This window comes from Polyangiaceae bacterium, assembly GCA_020633235.1.
GTDB lineage: Bacteria > Myxococcota_A > Polyangia > Polyangiales > Polyangiaceae > JACKEA01.
Genome location: JACKEA010000002.1, coordinates 1,273,607 through 1,292,449 on the forward strand (window position 1 = coordinate 1,273,607; position 18,843 = coordinate 1,292,449).

Annotated in this window: 16 protein-coding genes; 8 read left to right on the forward strand and 8 right to left on the reverse strand. The window is 68.9% G+C overall.

Going from position 1 to position 18,843, the window contains the following annotated elements; translation table 11 throughout:
* Positions 1-41: 41 nt before the first annotated feature.
* The 8 genes from H6717_16195 (at position 42) to H6717_16230 (ending at position 6,438) form a co-directional block, all read left to right on the forward strand.
* On the forward strand, positions 42-1,625 hold the full coding sequence (locus H6717_16195; protein ID MCB9578568.1) for an ABC transporter substrate-binding protein: 1,584 nt from the start codon (positions 42-44) through the stop codon (positions 1,623-1,625).
* 3 nt (positions 1,626-1,628) lie between these two features.
* A complete protein-coding gene (locus H6717_16200; protein MCB9578569.1) occupies positions 1,629-2,567 on the forward strand; it encodes an ABC transporter permease in 939 nt (312 codons plus the stop codon).
* On the forward strand, positions 2,564-3,403 hold the full coding sequence (locus H6717_16205; protein ID MCB9578570.1) for an ABC transporter permease: 840 nt from the start codon (positions 2,564-2,566) through the stop codon (positions 3,401-3,403). The genes H6717_16200 and H6717_16205 overlap by 4 nt, the downstream gene beginning before the upstream one ends.
* 81 nt (positions 3,404-3,484) lie before the next feature.
* Positions 3,485-4,273 carry a hypothetical protein gene (locus H6717_16210; protein ID MCB9578571.1) on the forward strand — a complete coding sequence of 263 codons (789 nt, stop codon included), beginning with the start codon at positions 3,485-3,487 and terminating at the stop codon, positions 4,271-4,273.
* A gap of 3 nt (positions 4,274-4,276) precedes the next feature.
* Entirely contained in the window at positions 4,277-4,591 is a 315-nt protein-coding gene (locus tag H6717_16215) for a hypothetical protein (GenBank protein ID MCB9578572.1), read from the forward strand.
* 20 nt (positions 4,592-4,611) lie between these two features.
* Positions 4,612-5,241 (forward strand): hypothetical protein, encoded by a 630-nt coding sequence (locus tag H6717_16220; protein ID MCB9578573.1) that lies wholly within the window; start codon positions 4,612-4,614, stop codon positions 5,239-5,241.
* Positions 5,242-5,243: 2 nt separating this feature from the next.
* The gene (locus H6717_16225) at positions 5,244-5,729 is read left to right on the forward strand and encodes a hypothetical protein (protein ID MCB9578574.1); all 486 of its coding nucleotides are present in this window, start codon (positions 5,244-5,246) and stop codon (positions 5,727-5,729) included.
* Positions 5,677-6,438, forward strand: coding sequence for an SDR family NAD(P)-dependent oxidoreductase (locus H6717_16230; protein ID MCB9578575.1), 762 nt, complete (start codon positions 5,677-5,679; stop codon positions 6,436-6,438). Before H6717_16225 ends, H6717_16230 begins: the two co-directional genes overlap by 53 nt.
* A gap of 4 nt (positions 6,439-6,442) precedes the next feature.
* Here H6717_16230 and H6717_16235 read toward each other — a convergent pair whose 3' ends face one another.
* From H6717_16235 to H6717_16270, 8 genes are read right to left on the reverse strand one after another with little or no spacing between them, the layout of a single operon-like run.
* Complete coding sequence (locus tag H6717_16235) at positions 6,443-7,204, reverse strand: glucosaminidase domain-containing protein (protein ID MCB9578576.1); 762 nt, start codon at positions 7,202-7,204, stop codon at positions 6,443-6,445.
* 38 nt (positions 7,205-7,242) lie between these two features.
* Positions 7,243-7,905 (reverse strand): NUDIX hydrolase, encoded by a 663-nt coding sequence (locus tag H6717_16240; GenBank protein ID MCB9578577.1) that lies wholly within the window; start codon positions 7,903-7,905, stop codon positions 7,243-7,245.
* A complete protein-coding gene (gene nadE, locus H6717_16245) occupies positions 7,902-9,890 on the reverse strand; it encodes an NAD(+) synthase (GenBank protein ID MCB9578578.1) in 1,989 nt (662 codons plus the stop codon). Before nadE ends, H6717_16240 begins: the two co-directional genes overlap by 4 nt.
* On the reverse strand, positions 9,887-11,224 hold the full coding sequence (locus H6717_16250; protein MCB9578579.1) for a sigma 54-interacting transcriptional regulator: 1,338 nt from the start codon (positions 11,222-11,224) through the stop codon (positions 9,887-9,889). Before H6717_16250 ends, nadE begins: the two co-directional genes overlap by 4 nt.
* On the reverse strand, positions 11,224-12,111 hold the full coding sequence (locus H6717_16255) for a mechanosensitive ion channel (GenBank protein MCB9578580.1): 888 nt from the start codon (positions 12,109-12,111) through the stop codon (positions 11,224-11,226). The genes H6717_16250 and H6717_16255 overlap by 1 nt, the downstream gene beginning before the upstream one ends.
* Positions 12,108-16,289: a cation:proton antiporter gene (locus H6717_16260; GenBank protein MCB9578581.1), complete on the reverse strand. Its 4,182-nt coding sequence runs from the start codon at positions 16,287-16,289 to the stop codon at positions 12,108-12,110. Before H6717_16260 ends, H6717_16255 begins: the two co-directional genes overlap by 4 nt.
* Positions 16,286-17,578 carry a hypothetical protein gene (locus tag H6717_16265; protein ID MCB9578582.1) on the reverse strand — a complete coding sequence of 431 codons (1,293 nt, stop codon included), beginning with the start codon at positions 17,576-17,578 and terminating at the stop codon, positions 16,286-16,288. The genes H6717_16260 and H6717_16265 overlap by 4 nt, the downstream gene beginning before the upstream one ends.
* Complete coding sequence (locus tag H6717_16270; GenBank protein MCB9578583.1) at positions 17,575-18,732, reverse strand: isoaspartyl peptidase/L-asparaginase; 1,158 nt, start codon at positions 18,730-18,732, stop codon at positions 17,575-17,577. The genes H6717_16265 and H6717_16270 overlap by 4 nt, the downstream gene beginning before the upstream one ends.
* Positions 18,733-18,843 lie beyond the last annotated feature (111 nt).

Genomic DNA, 18,843 nt, shown 5'->3' on the forward strand with positions numbered 1-18,843 from the left:
ACTCGACAGCGGCCTGACAATCCGCTTTGCTGACGAGCCCCATGCGCAAGAACCCGGTCTTTTGGCTGGGCGGCGCGGTGGTGGTGGGGCTCACCCTGCTGGCACTGGTGGTCGTCGCGGCACCGGCACGGAGCGCGTCTCCGGCGGGTTTCGTGCGCGTGGCGACGGCGGCGGAGCCGAAGAGCCTCGACCCCCACGTCACGACGTCGCTGGAAGACTTCCGCATCCTCTCCAACGTGTACGAGGGCCTGGTGCGCTTTGCGCCGGGAACGCTGGGGGTGGAGCCGGCACTGGCGGAAAGCTGGACCGTGTCCCAGGACGGCACCTCCCTGGTGTTTCGTCTGCGCCGGGGCGTCAGGTTTCATGATGGAACGTCCTTCGACGCCGAAGCCGTGAAGTTCAACCTCGAGCGCTTGCTGGACGAGCACCATCCCTTCCACGACACCGGGCCATTCCCCCTCGCCTTCTTCTTGGACTCCATCCGCGAGGTCACGGTGCTCGATGCGCACCGCGTTCGCCTGTCGCTGAACGAGCCGTTTGCGCCACTGCTGGCGAATCTCGCCTATCCCATCGGCTTCATGGTCTCTCCAGCCGCCGTGAAGCGCTGGGGCAAGCAGTTCGGCCGCCACGGGTGTGGCACGGGACCCTTCGCCATCGAGCGCTGGGCGCAAGATCGCGCAGTGACCCTGGAGCGCAACGACCACTACTGGGCGGCGCCGGCAAAGCTCGAGCGCGCGGAGTTCCGCACCATCGTCGACCCCATGACGCGCATCGCGGAGCTACGCGCGGGAGGCATCGACGTGCTGCCCGAAGTGCCCGCCGACGCCCTCGGGTTCTTTCGACACCGCGCGGGCTATGGCGTGCTGTCCGAGGGCGGTCCCCACGTCTGGTTTCTGATCCTGAACACCAAGAAGGCGCCCTTCGACGACGCTCGCGCACGCCGCGCCGTGAACCTCGCCGTGGACAAGCAGCGCATCGTGGATCGGGTGCTGGAAGGCACCGCGACCGTCGCTCCCGGCGCGATCCCCGCCGCCTTCGGCGATGCCCACGACCCGGGAGTTCGGCCCTACCCGCACGATCCCGAGCGCGCCAAGGCGCTGCTCGCGGCGGCCGGGGTAGCGCCGGGAACGGAGCTCTCCTGCCTGATCCCCAAAGGTGGCAGTGGCATGCTGGAGCCCGAGCTGATGGCCACCGCCATCCAAGCGGATCTGGCCAAGGTGGGGCTGGTGCTGCGCATCCGCACTTGGGAGTGGAATGCCTACCTGAAGGAGGTCAACCCCGGCCTCGGGAGCGACGTGGACATGGCCGCCATGGCCTGGATGACCAATGATCCGGACACGCTGCCGTATCTCGCGCTCAGGTCCGGCGCGCTGCCGCCCAAGGGCTTCAACTCCGGCTACTACCGGAATCCGCGCGTGGACGAGCTGGTGGAGGCCGCACGCCGAGAAGGCGATCCCGCGCGGCGTAGCGCCCTGTACCGAAAGCTCGACCGCGTGGTCCACGACGACGCGCCGTGGCTGTTCGTCGCCAGTTGGAAGCAGAACGTCGTGTTTCGCGAGCGCGTCCTCGGGCTGGCGCTCGATCCCACCTTTTGGCTGCGCCTGCGGGGCGCGAGCACGCGCTGAGCCATGGCTCGCTATCTCCTCGAACGCGTGCTCGGGCTGCTGTTCGTGCTGTTCGGCATCAGCGTGGTGGTGTTCCTGCTGATGGCGGTGGTCCCCGGCAACAGCGCCCACGCCTTGCTCGGCCCCTACGCCACCGAGGAGCGCGTGGCGGCGCTGTCCCGCAGCATGGGGCTCGATCGACCGGTGCCACTGCAGTATCTGAGCTGGCTCTCGGGCGTGCTCAGCGGCGACCTCGGCCGCTCCTATGCCCTCAATCGTCCCGTCGTCGACGTCGTCTTCGAACGCCTGGGCCCGACTCTGCTCTTGGGCGGCGCAGCGCTGCTGTTTGGCACCGTGCTCGGTCTTTTCATGGGTGCCGTTTCGGCGCGGAACCACGCGCGCCCGACGGATACCACCCTGCGCGTCGTCTCCCTCGTCGGGATCAGCACCCCTGCGTTCTGGCTCGGCATGTCGCTCATGCTCGCCTTCGCCGTGTGGCTGCACTGGTTCCCGGTGAGCGGCATCGGCACGCCGAAGACGCCCTTGCGCGTGGCGCATCATCTTGCCCTGCCCGCCATCACGCTGGGAGCGGTGTGTGCCGGCGTCATCGCGCGCATGACCCGCACCGCCATGCTCGAGGTCACCGATGCCGACTTCGTGCGCGTGGCGCGAGCCAAGGGCCTGTCACAATCCGATGCCATCTACCGTCATGCGTTCTTGGTGGCGCTGTCCCGGGTGATCCCGGTCATCGGTCTGCAAGCGGGCTACGTGCTGGGCGGCGCCGTGTACGTGGAGACGGTGTTCCAATGGCCCGGTCTGGGGCTGCTGCTGGTGAACGCCATCGAGAAGCGGGACCTGTTCTTGGCCCAAGGCGCGGTGCTGGTAATGGCCGCGGCGTACGTGCTGGTGAACCTATCCACGGACCTCTTGCAGCGCGCGCTGGATCCGAGGGTGAGAGCATGAAGGGCGCCCTGACGCGCACCCTTCGGCGCCCCGAAGTTCTCGTCAGTGCGGGGCTCCTGGCCGCCGTGGTGCTCGCCTGCGTGCTCGCCCCGGTGTTGCCCCTGCGCGATCCCGCCACGACGAACCTGGACGCGCGCCTCCTTGCTCCGCTGAGCTCCGGTCACCTGCTGGGCACCGATCAGCTCGGTCGAGATCTCCTCGCCCGGCTCGTGTTCGGCACACGGCTGTCGCTCTTGGTTGCGCTCTCCGGAGTGAGCGTCGCCGCCGTGTTCGGCACGCTCGCGGGGATCGTCGCCGCCTACCGGGGGCATCTCGCCGACATGGCCATCATGCGCAGCGTGGACGTGCTCATGGCCTTCCCCTACTTGCTGCTGGCACTCGCCATCGTCGCCGCCCTGGGCCCCGGGTTGACCAACGCCACGCTGGCCATTGCCATCGTCAACATCCCGTTCTTTGCGCGCACGGTTCGCGGTGCGACGCTGAGCATCGTGCAGGAAGAGTACGTGGCAGCGGCGCGCGCCACGGGAGCCACCAGCCTGCGCGTCATGTCGCGACACGTGCTCCCGAACGTCATGCCCGTAGTCACCGTGGCCGCCAGCACCAGCATCGGGTGGATGATCGTCGAGACCGCCGGGCTCAGCTTCTTGGGCTTGGGCGCCCAACCGCCCACGGCCGACCTGGGCGGCCTGCTCGGCCAGTCGCGGTATCTGATGGCGACGGCGCCCCACGTTGCCCTGGTCCCCGGGACGGCCCTGCTCTTGGTGGTGGTCGCGCTCAATCTGGTGGGGGACGGACTGCGCCAGGGTCTGGACCCAAAGCTCGGAAATCTCGATTGAAACCCTGGGGTGCCGAGGAAAATGGCACCCCCATGACGATTCTCATTTGAAAGTGAATGTCACTTTCATTAAGAACGGGGCATGACTTTCTCGAGAGCCCTCCTTGGTGCCGTCCTTGGCATTGCGGTGCTCACGCTGCCCGCCGTAGCGGCGGCCAACGACCGTCATTTCACCTACACCTACGAGACCGCGGTGCTTCCGCCCGGCGCTCGTGAGCTCGAGGTGTGGACCACGTGGCGCGCCGGCCGCGAGCGCTACTACTCCCGCTTCGATCATCGCTTGGAGCTGGAGGTCGGCGTGGCCAAGAACTTGATGACCTCCCTGTACATCAACTTCACCGGGCTCACGGAAGAGGACGACACCGGACAGCGGGCGTCGGAGTTCGAGTACGAGGGCGTGTCCAACGAGTGGAAGCTCAAGCTGTCGGATCCAGTGGCAGACGCCGTCGGCTTCGGCCTGTACGGCGAGGTGACCGCTGCGCCCAGCGAATACGAAGCGGAAGCGAAGCTCCTGTTCGACAAGCGCGTGGGCGACGTGCTGATCGCCATGAACCTCGTCGGCGAATCGGAATGGAAAGTCCAAAAGGACGAGACCGAGACGGAGCTGGCCGTCACTCCGGTCGCCGGCGTCAGCTACATCGTGAATCCGAGCTTCTCGGCCGGCGTCGAAATCCAGAACGAGAACGTCATCGAGGAAGGCGAGCTCGAGCACTCGGTCCTGTCCGCCGGACCGGTGATCTCCTACAGCACCGAAACCTGGTGGACCACGCTGACGTTCTTGCCGCAGATCACGGACTTCAAGAAGGGCGGCATCGACGACGAAGCCCACGAGCGCGTGCAAGTCCGCCTGTTGCTCTCGTCCCACCTGTAGCCGATGAAAGCGCTGCTCCTCGCCTGCATCGTCACCGCCGCCGTGCTCGCCAGCTGCACCGGACAGGTCCCGGAGCCCACGAGCGCCCACGTGGCCCGGGCCCAGGCGCGCTGGCCCGACACCACGGCCCGAGATCTGCGCGCCGGCCGGGAGCTGTTCGTGGAGCGCTGTTCCGGCTGCCACACCTTGCCGCGCCCCAGCCAACACAGCGCCAAGGAGTGGCCGGGGATCATGGCCAAGATGACCCCACTGGTGCACATGAAGCCGGATCAGATCGAGAAAGTGCAGCGCTACCTGATGGTGGTTTCCGAGCCCTGACGTAAGCTCTGTCTCGTCGCATGAGCTACCGCGACGATCGACAGGCCCTCAGAGAGCAGAACGAGCAGCTCCAAGCGGAGCTCGAGCGCGCCAAGACGGAGATCCGGCAGCTGGAGAGCGCCCAGCGAGAGCCGCGGGGACTCTGGCTCGCCCTGCTCACGACCCTGGTGCTGTGCACCACGGTCTCCGTCGTCTTGGTTCGGCTCGGCAGCTCCCTGGGTGAGGCCGCGGCGCTCTTGGGGGGCGCCATCGTTCTCGTCGTCGCGTTCCTCGGGCGGCAGCTTTCGGTGGTGGAGCCCGACGAGGCATTGGTCGTGTATCGACGCCATCGCCTCGAGATCCTGCGCGGCGGCCGAGTCTTGCGCCTACCCGGCGACCGGGTCACGCGGGTCGATCTGGGGGCGGTCCCGGTGCTGTTCCAACGCGGAGACGACCCCTGGGGCGCCGTCGTTCGGGTTCGCGACGACGAGGCGGCCATCGAGCGCGCTGCGCGGGATTGCGCGGATCGCGACCAGATCCGCCGACGTTCAGCCACGATCCTCGAGCACCTCGCGGCGAGGGACGCGCTCTCCCTGGAGCTCGCCGCCGCACCGGAGCTCGAAAGCCACGGCCTCGAGTTGATCGAGCTCGCGTCCTTCGAGGAGGGCTGAGCGTGGGGTTCGTGGAGCTCGGCGTCGTGATCGCCCTTGCGGTGGCCGCGCTGCTCTCGGGCTTCGTGGTGCTGCCGCGACGCGGAAGCTGGCTGATCGTCGCAGGGCGCCGCGGCCCCTCCGGGCGCGGATTCTCCCTCGCCAACGGCGCCACGCTCCGAGCTCCGCTCCTGGAGCGCGTGCTGCGCCTGTCGCGTGGCGCTCTGATCGTCGAAGCGGCGGGGCAACGCGCCACGGTCCGTCGCAAGGGCGACCCATCGAGCATCGGCCGATTGCTGGGTGCCAGCGAGGACGACACTCGCACCATGGCGCGCATCGCCCTCGCCCGGGCCGCTGCCGAGGCGGGCGACGATCCCGAGCGTTTCCGGGCGGAGGCGGGCCGACGTCTCGGCCGGCTGGGGCTGAGCCTGGACCGCCTGGAACCGGCGCGCGAAGATGACGCGGATGGAAACCGCATTGGTGACCGGCGCTACCGGAGCGATCGGTGAGGCCATCGCCCGCGGCCTGGCCCAGCGAGGGCTTCGCGTCGTGCTCGCCGCCCGCAGCCCGAAGTCGGCCCGGGCCGTTGCCGAGCGCATCGGCGGCGACGTCTCCGTGGAGGACGTCGAGCTCGGAAGCGCAGCCTCCATCTCCGCCCTCCGGCAGCGTTGGCGCGGCCCGTTGGACGTCTTGGTGAACGACGCCGCCATCGCGCCACGCAAGAAGGAGCTGACCGAAGAGGGGCTCGAGCGGCAGTTCGCCGTGAACGTCCTCGGCTACACGCGCATGCTCGCGCGCTTTGCGGACGTGCTGGCCGAGTCCCCCCGCGCGCGCGTCGTGAACGTGGCCAGCTACTGGGCGGGGGACCTCCGGCTGGACGATCTCATGTTCGAGCGCCGCCCTTACGACAACGACACCGCTTATCGACAATCGAAGCAGGCGAACCGCATGCTCACCGCGGCGTGGGCGGAACGGCTTCCGAACATCGCCATCAACGCTTGCCACCCAGGAGACGTCAGGAGCACCTTGTCGCTGTCCCTTGGCTTCGGCGGTCACGAGACGCCGGAACAGGGAGCGGCCACGCCGCTGTGGCTGGCTCTCGAGGCGCCCCGCGTGACCGGCAAGTACTTCGCCCGCTGCCGCGAGGAAAGCTGTCGCTTTGCTCGCGACCGCAGCGCGGTGGAAGCGCTGTACGAGATCTGCCAGCGCTTCGACTGACGTTTCAGGCGTCCGGGAAGCGGGACGACAGCTCTCCGCGCATGAACTCTCGCGACAGACTGAGCACGGCACGACCGTAGGCCTTGGGCGCCTCCGTGAAATAGCCGCGGCGGTCGAGCGCTTGGATGAAGCCTGCAGCGTCGCCCCGCCGCGCGGCGTCCACGGCCTCGGGGTAGCGCCTCCGGAGCATGTCGATGTAATCCCGCGCACCGGCTTCCGGTGTGGCGTACGCCCGAAAGCGACTGCGCACCCGACGCGAGCCCTCTTCCGTTTCCTCCCAGGTCCACCACAAGGCGCTGCCGCCGTCCGGCGCGCGACCTTTCAGCCCGGCGAAGTTGTAGTCGACCATCCACCGCCCCCGCCCCGTCTCCAGTGCCCACTGCGCCCACAGCACCCCGACGACCTTGGCGCTGGCGCGCTCCGAGAGCACGTCCGCCCAGGCGTTGCCCAGATGGCGAGCAGCATCCGCCGGGTCCATCGGCGTCGGACGCTTCCACCAGGTCGCGGGGGAGTCCTCGTCGCTGTCGGACGCTGCTTCGATTTCTGCCGCCGGCGCCTCGGTGACCGCCTCCACGGCAGGGAGGTCGCGGGCGGCGCGCGCTTCCGAGGCGTGCGCCGCTGGCTCTCCAAGCCAGCCGGCCAGCGCCACCACGCCGCCCACGACGCCTCCCACCACGCCGATGCCCAGTCCCGTCAGGCGACCGGACCAGCGGCTCTCGCTCGGGCGGCGCGGCGCCGCAGGCCATTTGACGTCACGTACGTGCACGGCACGAAATTGAAGCGGACTCGGGCGCCGACGGCCAACTACTGGACCACGCTCTGAAAACTTGGCCGATAGCGCAGCCGCCGGCGGTCGAAGCGAAAGAGCTCGGCGGAGCGGTGGGCCACCCCGGACTGGCGCTCGCCCGTTGGCACCAGGAGGCCCGTCGCCTGGGCACGGCGCCGGAAATTCCGCCGATCCAGCGCCTCACCCAGAGCGGCTTCCTGAACCGCCTGCAGCTGGGAGAGGGTGAACTTCTGCGGCAAGAGCTCTGCGCCCAAGAGGGAGGTGGTCGCTTCCGCAGTCACTCGATCGAGGCCGGCGCGCAGCATCTCGTCGTGGTCGAACGCCAGGCGCTTGGCGCGTCGAACCGGCAGCCATCGGACAGCGGCGGCGTCGCTGGCCGCCCGCGGCTGGGCGTCTTGCAGGCGAACCATCACCAAGAACGCGACGCTGATGGTGCGCCCACGCGGATCCCGATCCGGCGCGTCCCACACTCCGAGCTGCTCCGCATGCTCGCCCACCACGCCGGTCTCTTCCTCGAGCTCGCGGAGCGCAGTCCGCTCCAAGCGTTCGCCTGGCTCCATGAACCCTCCCGGAAGCGCCAGCTGTCCTCGACACGGGTCGTTCGCGCGTTCCACGAGCAGGACCACGAGGTCCTTACCGTCAAAACCGAGGGTCACGGCGTCCGCGGTGAGCGCCGTCATTTCTTGACGTGGGCGCGAAGCTCGGCGAGCTCCCGCTCGAACGCCCCCGACAGGATCGGAAACCGACACCAGGTCTTCGGATCGAGGTTCTCCTCGTCCAGATGGAAGCTCGGCGCGTAACGCTCGCGCTTCCACTGATTGCGGCTCCACAAGCGGAAGAAGCGCTCGATCCAGACCACCAGCCGTGCCGCGTCGTACTCGGGCAGCTCCACCCGCATGCGCCGAAACACCTCGCGGGGGCTCTGTTTGTCCCGTATCGCCGCGCGCTCGATGGCGTCCAAGAGGGCGTAGGGCATGAGGTCGTCTTCGTCCGTCTGCTTGGCCGCCTTGGGCCGGAGCTCCGCCGTTGGCTGCTGCACGTTGACGGCCGAAAGGGCCGGGATGGGACCGAGGCCCGCCGGCCCCGACGCTTCCATCCAACGGAGCCAGCGACGCAAGAAGGCCTTGTCGATGCCGGCTATCGGCGACAGACCACCGGCAGTGTCGCCGTCCATGGTGGCGTAGCCCACCGCCGCTTCGCTCCGATTGCTGGTCGAGAGCAGCAGCGCGCCCTCCACGTTCGCCAGCATCCACACGCTCGGCGCACGCACCCGCGCCTGGATGTTCTGCAGCGCGATGTCGTCGTGGCTCCAATCCAACGTGCGCCCCAGCGCCCGCGACACCAGCTCCACGTAGCCTTCGACCAACTGATCCACGTCCAGCTCCAGATGCCGCGCACCGACCCCCTCGGCCACGTCTCGGGCCGCGTCGCGCGTGACTTCGGAGCTGTTGCGAGTCGCCTGGTACGCCGTGGTCAACAGCCTTCCGATCAGCTGCTTCTCCGTAGTGAGCTCATTGATGCCGGGGATGTGGGAAAGCCGCTCGTGGATGCCCTCGATGCCGATCTCCTGCGCCGCCAGGCGCACCATCAAGGCCGAGAGCACGGCGACGGCCGCCGAGTCCGCACCTCCACTGAGGGACACCACGAATCCCCGGGAATGGCTCTTTTGTAGGTAGTCGAAGAGTGCGAGGGCGAGAGCGCGGGTGAACTCCTCTTCTTTCAGGTGGGCACCGGTCTCCCAGCCCGCGACCTGGGCGGGCGGCAGCTCCGGTTCCACGTCGGGATAGGTGTGCTCCACGCTGATCCGCTCCGCGGGATCCGGCGCCACGTTGGGCTCGTAGCTCGACAGCCAACCGTGCCGGCTGCGCGTGACGTCCACGTCCACCACCGCCGTGATGAGCCCGTGCCTCGCGAAGGAGAAGCGCGGAGCCGAGGCCAGGACCTTGCCCCCGCTGGCGATGATCGCGTCGCCGTCGTAGATGGCCCGCCCCGCCTCGTTGCCCACCAGATTCGCGTACACGTAGCTCACACCGAAGGCGCGGGACCCCTCCAGCACCAGGCGTCGACGGACGTCGCGCTTGTCGAAAGCGAAGTGGCTCGCGCTCGGATTCAAGATCACGTCCACGGCATCCAAGGACAGCTCCGCCCCGGGGCGCTCGGCGATCCACGCGTCCTCGCAAATCTCGAAGCCGATCTTGATACCGCCCACGTCGAAGTGGATGTCCCCGATGGGCAAGTCTGCACCGCCAACGCGAGTGGTGGAGCGGCGCCCCCGCGGCCAGGGCTTGAACCAACGTGGCTCGTAGTGGATTCCGTCGCCAGCGAGGGCGCGCTTGGCCACGAAGCCGATGGCGTGGCGGTCGACCACCAAGCAGCACGTGTTGTACACGGCCTTTGCGTGGCGAATGGGCAGCCCCACGCTGACCACCATGCCCTCCGTGCTGGGCAAGATCTCTCCGAGCACCTCCAGCGCCATGCCCAGCACCGCGGGCGAGAGGAACATGTCCTCGCAGCCGTAGCCCGTGATGCACAGCTCCGGCAGACACAAGATGCCGACGCCGTCGGAACGGGCCTCGCTGATGGCATCGAGGATGTTCTTCTTGTTGCGCTCCCAGTCGAGCGGGGTCTGGTTGAGCGTCGCGGCAGCGACCTTCACCAGCTTCATGATTCCTGCTCCAGGAGGCCGAAGCCCTTGAGCTTGCGCCACAAGGTCACCCGGCTGATTCCGAGCATGCGGGCGGCACGCTCCTTGTTGCCACCAGCGCGATCGAGCGCCCGCAAGATGCGCCGCGCCTCCGGCGGAAGCTCTTCTTCGGGGGGCGTGGGCTCGTTGACACTGGCGTGGGCACCGGGCTCTTCGCCCCGGATCTCCGGCGGAAGATCCGTCTCCGTCAGGATGGGGCCTTCCCCCATCACGAAGGCGTACTCCACGGCGTTCTGCAGCTCGCGCACGTTGCCCGGAAAATCATAGCGTTCCAATACGTCACAGGCTCCCGGGGCGATGCGAGAGATGCTGCGTTCCGAAGTCTTGTTGCGCTCGTCCACGAAGTACCGAGCCAAGAGGGCGATGTCCACCTTGCGATCCCGCAGCGGCGGAAGGAACACGGGCACCACGCGCAGACGGTACATCAGGTCCGCACGGAAACGCCCGGCGTCGACCTCCCGCCGGAGTGAGCGATGGGTAGCCGCCACGAAGCGCACGTCCACGGGGATCGCCTCGCGGGCGCCCACCGGCAACACCACTCGTTCTTGGAGCACTCGCAGCAGCTTGGCTTGCAGCTCGAGCGGCAGCTCGGCGATCTCGTCGAGGAACAGCGTACCGCCGTGCGCCAGCCGCACGTGGCCTTCTGCGTCGCGCACCGCGCCGGTGAAGGCACCACGCACGTGACCAAAGAGCTCGCTCTCGAGCAGCGGTGCCGGAACGGCGGCGCAGTTGATGGCTCGGAACGGCCCCTTGGTGCGACGAGACTCCAAATGGATCGCGCGGGCCACGAGCTCCTTGCCGGCCCCCGTTTCCCCCCGCACCAGCACGCTGGCGTCGGAGCGCGCCACTTTCTTCACGTCCCGGAGCAGACGCTTCATCGCGGGGTCCCGCGTCAGGATCCCGTGCAAGCTCACGGGCGCATCCGGACCCTCGCTCTCCCATTCTTCTTCGTCCAGCAGCAACAGCCAGCCGATGGTCTCCTTGCCGTGAGAAAGCGGAATCGTTCTCACCTGCACCACGTGGTCCCCACCGGAGCGACTCGGTCGTCGCACGTGGGCGCTCACCGGCCGTCCCTCCGCCAAGGCTTCCGCGACGGGGCGTTCCGGACCCGTGCCGCACAGGAGCTGAGCTGCCCGCACGCCCGCGGGCAGCTCGGACCCGACGAGCTTCGCGGCTTCGTCCGTGGCGTCGACGATGCGCAGTTGCTCGTCGAGCAAGATGGCGGCCCCGGCGACCTCCGTGAGGGCCACGCGCCACAACGGACGCGAGTCGGTGGGCTCAGGCCGGCGTGCCATCAGGCGACAGCCTTCCGCGCCTCGCTCTTGTCCGCAAGGGCAGCGCGCAGGGACGACTCGAGCTGGGCCCGTGCCTCGCGCCCCGCAGCCTCGGACCAGACCTGGATCTGCACGGCGACCGCGTGGTCGTCCTCTTCGCCGGTCACCTCCACCATCGACCCCGGTGCACGGTAGGGGGACAGCACCGCTACCCGGCGCGCGTCTTCCAGGACGTCACCGGTCACGGCTCCCGCCAGCCGCAGGCGCACCCGCACGGGAACCGTGTTCTTCACTCGTGCCACCGTGACCACGGCGTCGTTCAACAGGCGATTGGGCACGAAGGACGTGGCGCCATCGGGCTGGCGCAGCTCGACTTGCGCGATGCCGACGCGCTGGACGATGCCTCCGTGGCCGCCCACCTGGATGCGATCTCCGCCCCGGATGCGCCGGCGCAGCACGAGCCCCACTCCCACCAGTGCGTTCTGGATGTGCCCCGAAAACACCCAGGACGCCGAGGCGAGCAGCACGACGAAGGCGAAGGCGGAGACGATCGGGGCGGCGGCCGCGACACGTCGGGCTATCAGGTAGAGCACCACTGCGGCGAGCACCACCCGGGACGCGTTCTCGATGCCACCGAGACGCCGTCGGGCGTCGAAGCCGAGACGCCACGCGACCTTCAACACGACGCTCACGGCGCGCACCAGCAAGAGCGCCACCGTCACCACGATGGCCAGCTCGATCAGCGCGCGGAGCCGGAACATGTCCGACAGCCCCTGGGCCTCGATGGCCAGTCGCTCCACCAGGGTGTGGCTCTTCGCTTCCTGGCCGTGGTCCAGGTGGAACGTGGGCAACGCGGAGCTGCATCCCGTGGAGAGCAGGGCAAAGGCAGCCATGAGCTTCCGTTTCACGAGCGCACTCCCATGGACCGAAGACCCTGCAATACCAGGGGCCGGACGGCGCGCACGATGCGCACCTCGCCTCGGCCGGTACCAATCGGCTCGACCAACCCGGACGTCGTGAGAAAATGCAGGTGCCGGCGGGCTTCCGCGGGCCCGAGCTGCAGCGACTTCGCCAGGTCCGCTTCTTCCATCGGCCCAAAGCGCATCATCTCGAGCAGCATGGCGGCCACCGGCGGCGGAAGGCGATCCAGGAACGGCAACGTCAGGCTCAGGGTGCGATGCACCTCCGGGGCGACGTTGCCCGTCGTGTCCACGCCGATGGACTTGAGCCAGATGGCGAACGCTCGGCTCAAGTTGCCATCGCTCACCCGCGCCAGGACGCTGAAATACAAACTGCGATCATCCGCGCGCTGAAGCCGAGCGAGCACACGGCTCGCTACGGTGCGGGGGTAGACCACCTTTCGGCCGCTCAGACGATGGCGCTGCTCGATGGCGCTGGCGAGGGCCTCGGTGCCCAGTGGCTCGAGAGAGACCACCTTGGCAAAGGACTCGCGAACGCTCACGCACTCCTCGAACAAGGACAGCGTGCTCGCTTCCGCCGCCACCAGCCAGAACGCGACCTTCCGCGTCGCCACGACCAAATCCAAGAACCCTTCCAGCTCCCGAAGTCCCTTCACGTCGGCCGGAAACCACTGTTCCAGGTCGTCGAGCAGGATCGTGGTCTTGGTCTCGGACAACGCGGCAATCAGCGCGCTGCGGCGGGGTCGAACGCCGAGCTCGATGGACAGCGCCTCCACGATGCCCACGTCCCGCCGCCACTCCAGGGGCTCGGGACGCAGCAGGCGAGGCGCCGACAGCTCCAGCTCGCACAGGTTGAGCATGCTGGTGCGCCCCGAACCGTGGCTTCCCACCAAGAGCGCCGAGGAAGCCGCACCCCCGAGCCAGTCGCGTTCCGCAGCCAGAATCGAGCGGAGCTCGGCCTCGTAAGCGGAGAACAGGCGATGCTCTCGCACCGGCTCCAGCAGGAACAGCTTCTGATAGTCCTTGGGCAGCTCGCCGGTGCGCTGCCAGCGCTCGGCGTAGTCGCGAATGTCGGCGGCATCGAACGCCTCTTCCGTCACTCGTCGACGCACGTCCCGGGAGATCTGACTACCGCTCACGCGGTCCACGATGCGGGAGAGTCGCTCGAGCCCGGCGTGCAGCCACTCCGCTCCGGGCGCCGTCGCTCGTCGAGCGCGCTGGATCCAACGCGAGAGCAGGCCACCCGCCGCTGCGCGAGCGCTCTCCTCGCTCTCACCCAGTCGCGCCAGATCGTCGAGGGCGGTTCGTGCTTGGGTGCGAATGCCCTCGCTGGACTTCTGGATGCCGTCGTCCAGTGCTTGCAGGTGCTCGGCCAGGCGGCTCAGGGCGCGGTCGAAGGCGTCCTTCGTCATCTCGCGCTCTTCGCTGCCGTCCTCGCTCCCGTGCGCTTCCAGCGCATGCTGCGCGATGTCTATGGCTTCGCGAATGCGCCCAGCGGTAGCCGCGACGATCTCGGTGATGGTGCGTACCTGCTCGTCGATGCCCGGCAGCAGCCTGCGGATCACCAGCTCCGAGGCTTCGCTGCGCAGGGGAACGCGGCGCGTCTGCACGTGATCCGGCTCGGCGGCGCGAAACGCGGGCGTATCCGCTCGAGCCAGCACCAGAGTCTCCGGCAATCGCTCGATCACGGCACGGGCCTCGACAGCCACGGAATGGGCGCTCGCCGCAGCGCGGAGCCGCGCCGCGCCGCGCTCGAGCTGGCGTGTCAGGTCCTCGTCGCAGGCCAGGGCGCAGCGATCGACGAAGCCGCCGCGCTCCCCGTCCGAGAGCGGGCGCTCGGGCGGCAGCGTGTCGCGGATGGTCTCGAGCTTGAAGCGCACGGTATCCACCACGGCTTCGATGTTCTCCAGCGCATGCGCCGCCGGCTCCAGCACCGTCTGCTCCAGCGACGCCGACAGCCGCGCCTCCATGTGCGCCAGCTCCACTTGGAGCAGGAGCGCGCCGCGATCCGCTTCCAGCACGTGCGCCCAAGCCTCGGCCCGCGCATCGAGCTCCGCCAGGGCGCCCGCCACCTGCGGCTCCACCGCCGAGAGCCGGAGCTTGCGCGGCGGCAGCGCCGGCCCGCCCGCCAGCCGAAGCGGGTCCACCATGGTGGAGAGCCCGTCGAGCAGCAGGGTCTTGGCCTGCGCTTCGAAGCGATCGTGCACGGCGTCGAGCTCTTCGCTCACCGTACGACGCGTGGTCTCGAGGTCGTGCTTCTTCTCCGCGAGCCTCCGGAGCTCTTCCACGACGTGCGCCTGGGTTCTGCACCAGACGCCGAGGAGCTCCAGGGCCAGCCGCGCGACCCGCGGTTCGAGCTCGTGGCGCGCGACGAGCCCCACCGGCACCCGGCGCAACCGCCCGCTCTTGCCGAAGGTGAAGACGCGCGCGAGGGTGGCGCCGCGCTTGCGCAAGCGCACCCGCCACGAATCACCGGAGTACACCCGCCGGTCGTCGGCCGTCATCGGCACCGTCACCACCGCGGGGCAGGCGCGCACTTCGTCGGCCAAGGCCTCGAACAGCGCCCGAGAGAGCTCCACGCGCCGCTCCATGTCCTCCGAGCGTGCGTCGATGGCCCACGCTTCGAGACGCAAGGTCCAGTCGTCGTCCGCCAGTAGCTCGTGCTGGGTCTGCGTCAGGGTTTGCTGCCAGCTCTCGAGAGGCTCGCGCACGATGCTCTCGGACCGGGCCCAGAGCTTCTGGTACAGCTCGGCGACGATCGCCGCCAGCTCCGGCTGCCCGAGACGGTCCGCCAGCTCCGCCAAGCGTTCCGCCTCCTCCGGCGGTGGCTCCGCGAGGGCCAGCTCGGTGGCGACAGCGGCCGGCGCGCTGTGCTCCTCCGCGCCCTCTTCCGCCACCTCGCCTGCGCCCTTGAGGGCACGGCGCAGCGTGATGGGGCCGACCAACAGGTTCAGCGCCACCACGGCCATGCCGGTGCTCGTGATCTGTGACGCGAGGGAAGGCAGCTGTTGCGCCGCCAGCCCGACCAACCCGAGCGTGACGCCGGCCTGCGGTAGGTAGCCGAGCCACGCGTTCTTGCGCACGTACTCCGACTCGCCCCCCACACGGCCACCAATGCGCGATGCCATCACGTACACCACGGCGCGCGCGGCACACAGCGCCGCCGCCAGGGGCAGGATGCGCCAGGTGGCCGAGAGGTCGATGCCCGCGCCGGCGTTGGTGAAGAACACCACGAACACCGGGAGCGCGACCATCTGCACGGGACCCATGAGCTCGTGCTCGTACTTGGAGAAATTCCGCACCACGAAGCCCGCGGTGATGAACACCAGCAAGAGCTCGAGGTGCAGCGCGCGCCCGACCTCGGACACGACCAGGATCATGGCCGCCACGAACAGCAGCATCTCGGCGTGGACGAAGCGAATGTAGGCGATGAGCAGCGCCCCGAGCACCAATCCCGCCAAGATGGAGCTGCCGAGCTCCTCGGCGACCAACAGGATCACGTTCTCGTCGCCGCCGGCTTGGCCAATGAGGGAGCGACTGGCCGCCACCGCCACCGCCAGCAGCACCACCACCACCAGGTCCTTGAGCACCGCGTGCCCCAAGACCAGATCCATCAGGCGCCCGCGAGCGCGGGTCTCGTTCATCACCGCCAAGGCGATGGCCGGCGAGGTCCCCACGGACAGCGCCGCCAGCACCAGCGTCACCGCCAGCACCTGGCTACGCCCGTCGAGCGGAAGCACGCCCGTTGTGGTCTGGATCAGATAGAACGTGCCACCGACCACCGCGGCGCCGATCAGCACCTTGCTCACGATGGTGGTGGCCAGCGTCTTGTACAGTCGGCCGATCTGACGAAGATCCAGCTCGAGCCCCGCGCCCGTGGCGATCAAGCCCAGGGCCAGGGTGTTGAACATCTTCATCTCCGTGACCACCTGCGTCGACAAGATGTCGGCCACGGAGGGTCCGAGAACCACGCCGCTGACGATGTAGCCGGTGACCTTGGGCAGCCGCAGCAGGCTGCCGATCTCCGCCACGGTGAAGGCGGCCAGCAGCACGAAGCCGATGGCGGCCAGCGTCATCGGGTTTTTGCCGGGCAACGTGGACGCCTTCAAGGCGTCCAGTCCCAGCATCATGGCCAAGAGACCGATGATGACCGCCAGGCGCCTCATGCCGGGGCCTCCGACGATTCTTCCACCTTGGGCGCTTCCTGGCCGAGCTCTCCCGCATCGGCGAGCAGCGCCCGGAGGGCACGCGCGCTGAACAGGTCCGACAGCAGCGTGCCCACCAGCACCGTGGTGAGGATCAACGACGAAAAGCTCGGGAAGCGCTGGGCGAAGTTCACTCCGATGGCCACCGCCAGGGTGCCTTGAGACAAGAGCCCGTTGCCCACTCGTCGGGTGACGAGCTTGTCCTCCAAGAACAGCTTCACCGCGAGCCAGGTGGCCATGCGCCGCCCGACGAAACGCACCAGCACGTAGAGGGCCGGGAACAGCCAGGCCCAGCCCCGCACGGGATCCCAGAGCGTGCCGGCGAAGATCATCACCAACACGAACAGCGGATGCTGCAGGCGGTCGAGCTCTCCTTGCACCTTCGCGCAATGACTCGAGGTGAGGCTCACGGTCACCGCGGCCATCAGACACACGAACAGCGGAGAAATTCCCAGCGCGGCCCCCACTCCGGAAGCGAAGGTCACCAGGCCGATGGTGGCGAGGAAGATCTTGGCCGGCTCGCTCTCGCGGCCGATGAACAGGCCGAACAAGAGCCCGCTGACCACGCCCACCGCCACCGAGGCGATCACCCACTCGGTCACCGTCATGGAGTAGCGGCTGGCCGCGTCCGTCGCCCGGGCCGACGCCAGCACCACGCCGGACACCAGCACCGCCGTGATCTGGCTGGCGCGCGCCGACGCCTCGAGCAGATCGCTGACGCGACCACCGGCAGCCGAGAGCCGCCGCGTGGACTCGATCAGGAGCGGCGACGCGACCGCCGCTGCCGCTCCCACGCCGAGCGCCACCCACAGGTGCGTGCTGGCGACGTGCACCTCCACCAGGTACCCGTGGGTGCGCAGGAGCACGGCGTTGTAGACGAAGTCCGCTTGGGCCGCGTCTGCGGGAAACATCAGAGTCAGCGCCGTGAGCACCGCCCCGGAGACGGCGATCAGCGTGAGCAGCGCCGACGAGAAGCCGGCCACGCCCTCATCGATGCGCCGCGCCTCGCGCTTGCCCCGGAGCCCCAGCACGAAGCCGACCAGGCCGAGCAGCAAGGAGAACAAGGGCGCGAGCCGATCCACCGTCGCCGCGCTCAGCAGCTTCCACGGGAAGTGAGGCCCGATCAGCACGCCCACCAGGATGTATTCGGCGCCCGAGAGGGTGACGAAGCGTGACGCATAGCGCGTCAGCAGGTGGCCGATGGCGAAGCTGAAGATCACCACCAGAACGAGGACCAGGGTGGCGTTCACGGCTTGCCTCCCTCGGCGCTGGTCCGCTCACCGTCGTCGATGTCCGCCCAGGCCATGCCTTGCGCCGGCTCCACCACGATGTTGCGCGCGTCGATCACGGCCAGCCCCACACCGGGCACTTGCTTCTGCCCCCACTGCACGGCGAGCTTCGCCGAACGCAGAGCCACCAAGCGGTCGTACACTGCCTTTGCCAGCACGGCTCGCGTGATCGCCTCGCCATCACCGGTCGCCGCCACGGCACCACGCTCCCCCACCCACAGCGCCGCGCCGGCCACGGGCACGTCGCCCACCCGCCCCGGCAGGGCGAGCCACGGCCCTCCGGAGCTGACCGCGCCGGCGAACTCGCCGTCCACGCCGCGCACCAGCACCGCCACGGTATCGCTGCCGCCTTCCGCCGGTTCCGCTGCCGCGTCCGTGCCGCCGTCCCCCGGCGGCGCCCGCTCCAGGGCAGGTCCCGCGCGCTTCTTCAGCCGCTCCAGCGTGACGGGGTTGACCCAGCGCTCCCAGTCCGCCGGCAATCCTGCGTCGACGCCACCATCCGGCGAAAGCATGCCGAGCAGCAGCGCGCGATAGCGTTGGTGGCTATCGGGCAGGATCGGATCAAACGGCTTTTCCCCCGATAGCTCCGCAAAGCGGTAAGCGCCGTCACCACTCAGCACGCGGTACGAAGTGTCCGCCACCCGCCGCGCCACCCGCACCGGGTTCTTGACGCGCGAAATCGCCGCCACTGCCCCGGCGCGCCCGTCAGAAGCCATGACTGCGGCGTCCATCTCGATGCTGGTTCCATCCAAACGCAGCGCAGAGCCGGTGCCAGCGTTGCGCCGCGGAGAATCTTCCAGCACGCGCGCGCCTTCCACCGCGGCATCCAGCGCTGCGCCACCCCGAGCGAGGAAGTTCATGGCCACCCGCACCGCACCTTGTTCGGGTTTGGGTTGGTCCGGCGCGGAATCGAGACCTCCGAAGGCAACCACCGCCGTGCCCTTGGGCGGCTCACCGGCATCCGGCAACGGCGCGCTGGCGTCCACGCCCGCTTCCGGAACGACGCGCCGCGGCAGTCCGTGCGCGAAGGACGCGGCCGGGGCGATCACGCTCTCGGCGCTGGGCCCTTCCGGCTCGTCCCGCCGCACGCGGCAGTCGAGCGCCAAGGCGGCCACGAAAACCGCACAAAACAGCGCACGAATCCCCAGAAGCAGGCGCTGGTCGCCGCCTCGTCGGCGCGCACGTCGGCGCGGAGACGCTGCTCGGGGAGAAGTCACGGGGCTGTG

Coding starts and splice junctions, on each gene's coding strand:
- H6717_16200 (MCB9578569.1), top strand. CDS start 1,629: ATGGCTCGCTATCTCCTCGAACGCGTGCTCGGGCTGCTGTTCGTGCTG.
- H6717_16210 (MCB9578571.1), top strand. CDS start 3,485: ATGACTTTCTCGAGAGCCCTCCTTGGTGCCGTCCTTGGCATTGCGGTG.
- H6717_16205 (MCB9578570.1), top strand. CDS start 2,564: ATGAAGGGCGCCCTGACGCGCACCCTTCGGCGCCCCGAAGTTCTCGTC.
- H6717_16220 (MCB9578573.1), top strand. CDS start 4,612: ATGAGCTACCGCGACGATCGACAGGCCCTCAGAGAGCAGAACGAGCAG.
- H6717_16240 (MCB9578577.1), bottom strand. CDS start 7,905: ATGACGGCGCTCACCGCGGACGCCGTGACCCTCGGTTTTGACGGTAAG.
- H6717_16260 (MCB9578581.1), bottom strand. CDS start 16,289: ATGAGGCGCCTGGCGGTCATCATCGGTCTCTTGGCCATGATGCTGGGA.
- H6717_16215 (MCB9578572.1), top strand. CDS start 4,277: ATGAAAGCGCTGCTCCTCGCCTGCATCGTCACCGCCGCCGTGCTCGCC.
- H6717_16250 (MCB9578579.1), bottom strand. CDS start 11,224: ATGGCACGCCGGCCTGAGCCCACCGACTCGCGTCCGTTGTGGCGCGTG.
- nadE (MCB9578578.1), bottom strand. CDS start 9,890: ATGAAGCTGGTGAAGGTCGCTGCCGCGACGCTCAACCAGACCCCGCTC.
- H6717_16230 (MCB9578575.1), top strand. CDS start 5,677: ATGACGCGGATGGAAACCGCATTGGTGACCGGCGCTACCGGAGCGATC.
- H6717_16195 (MCB9578568.1), top strand. CDS start 42: ATGCGCAAGAACCCGGTCTTTTGGCTGGGCGGCGCGGTGGTGGTGGGG.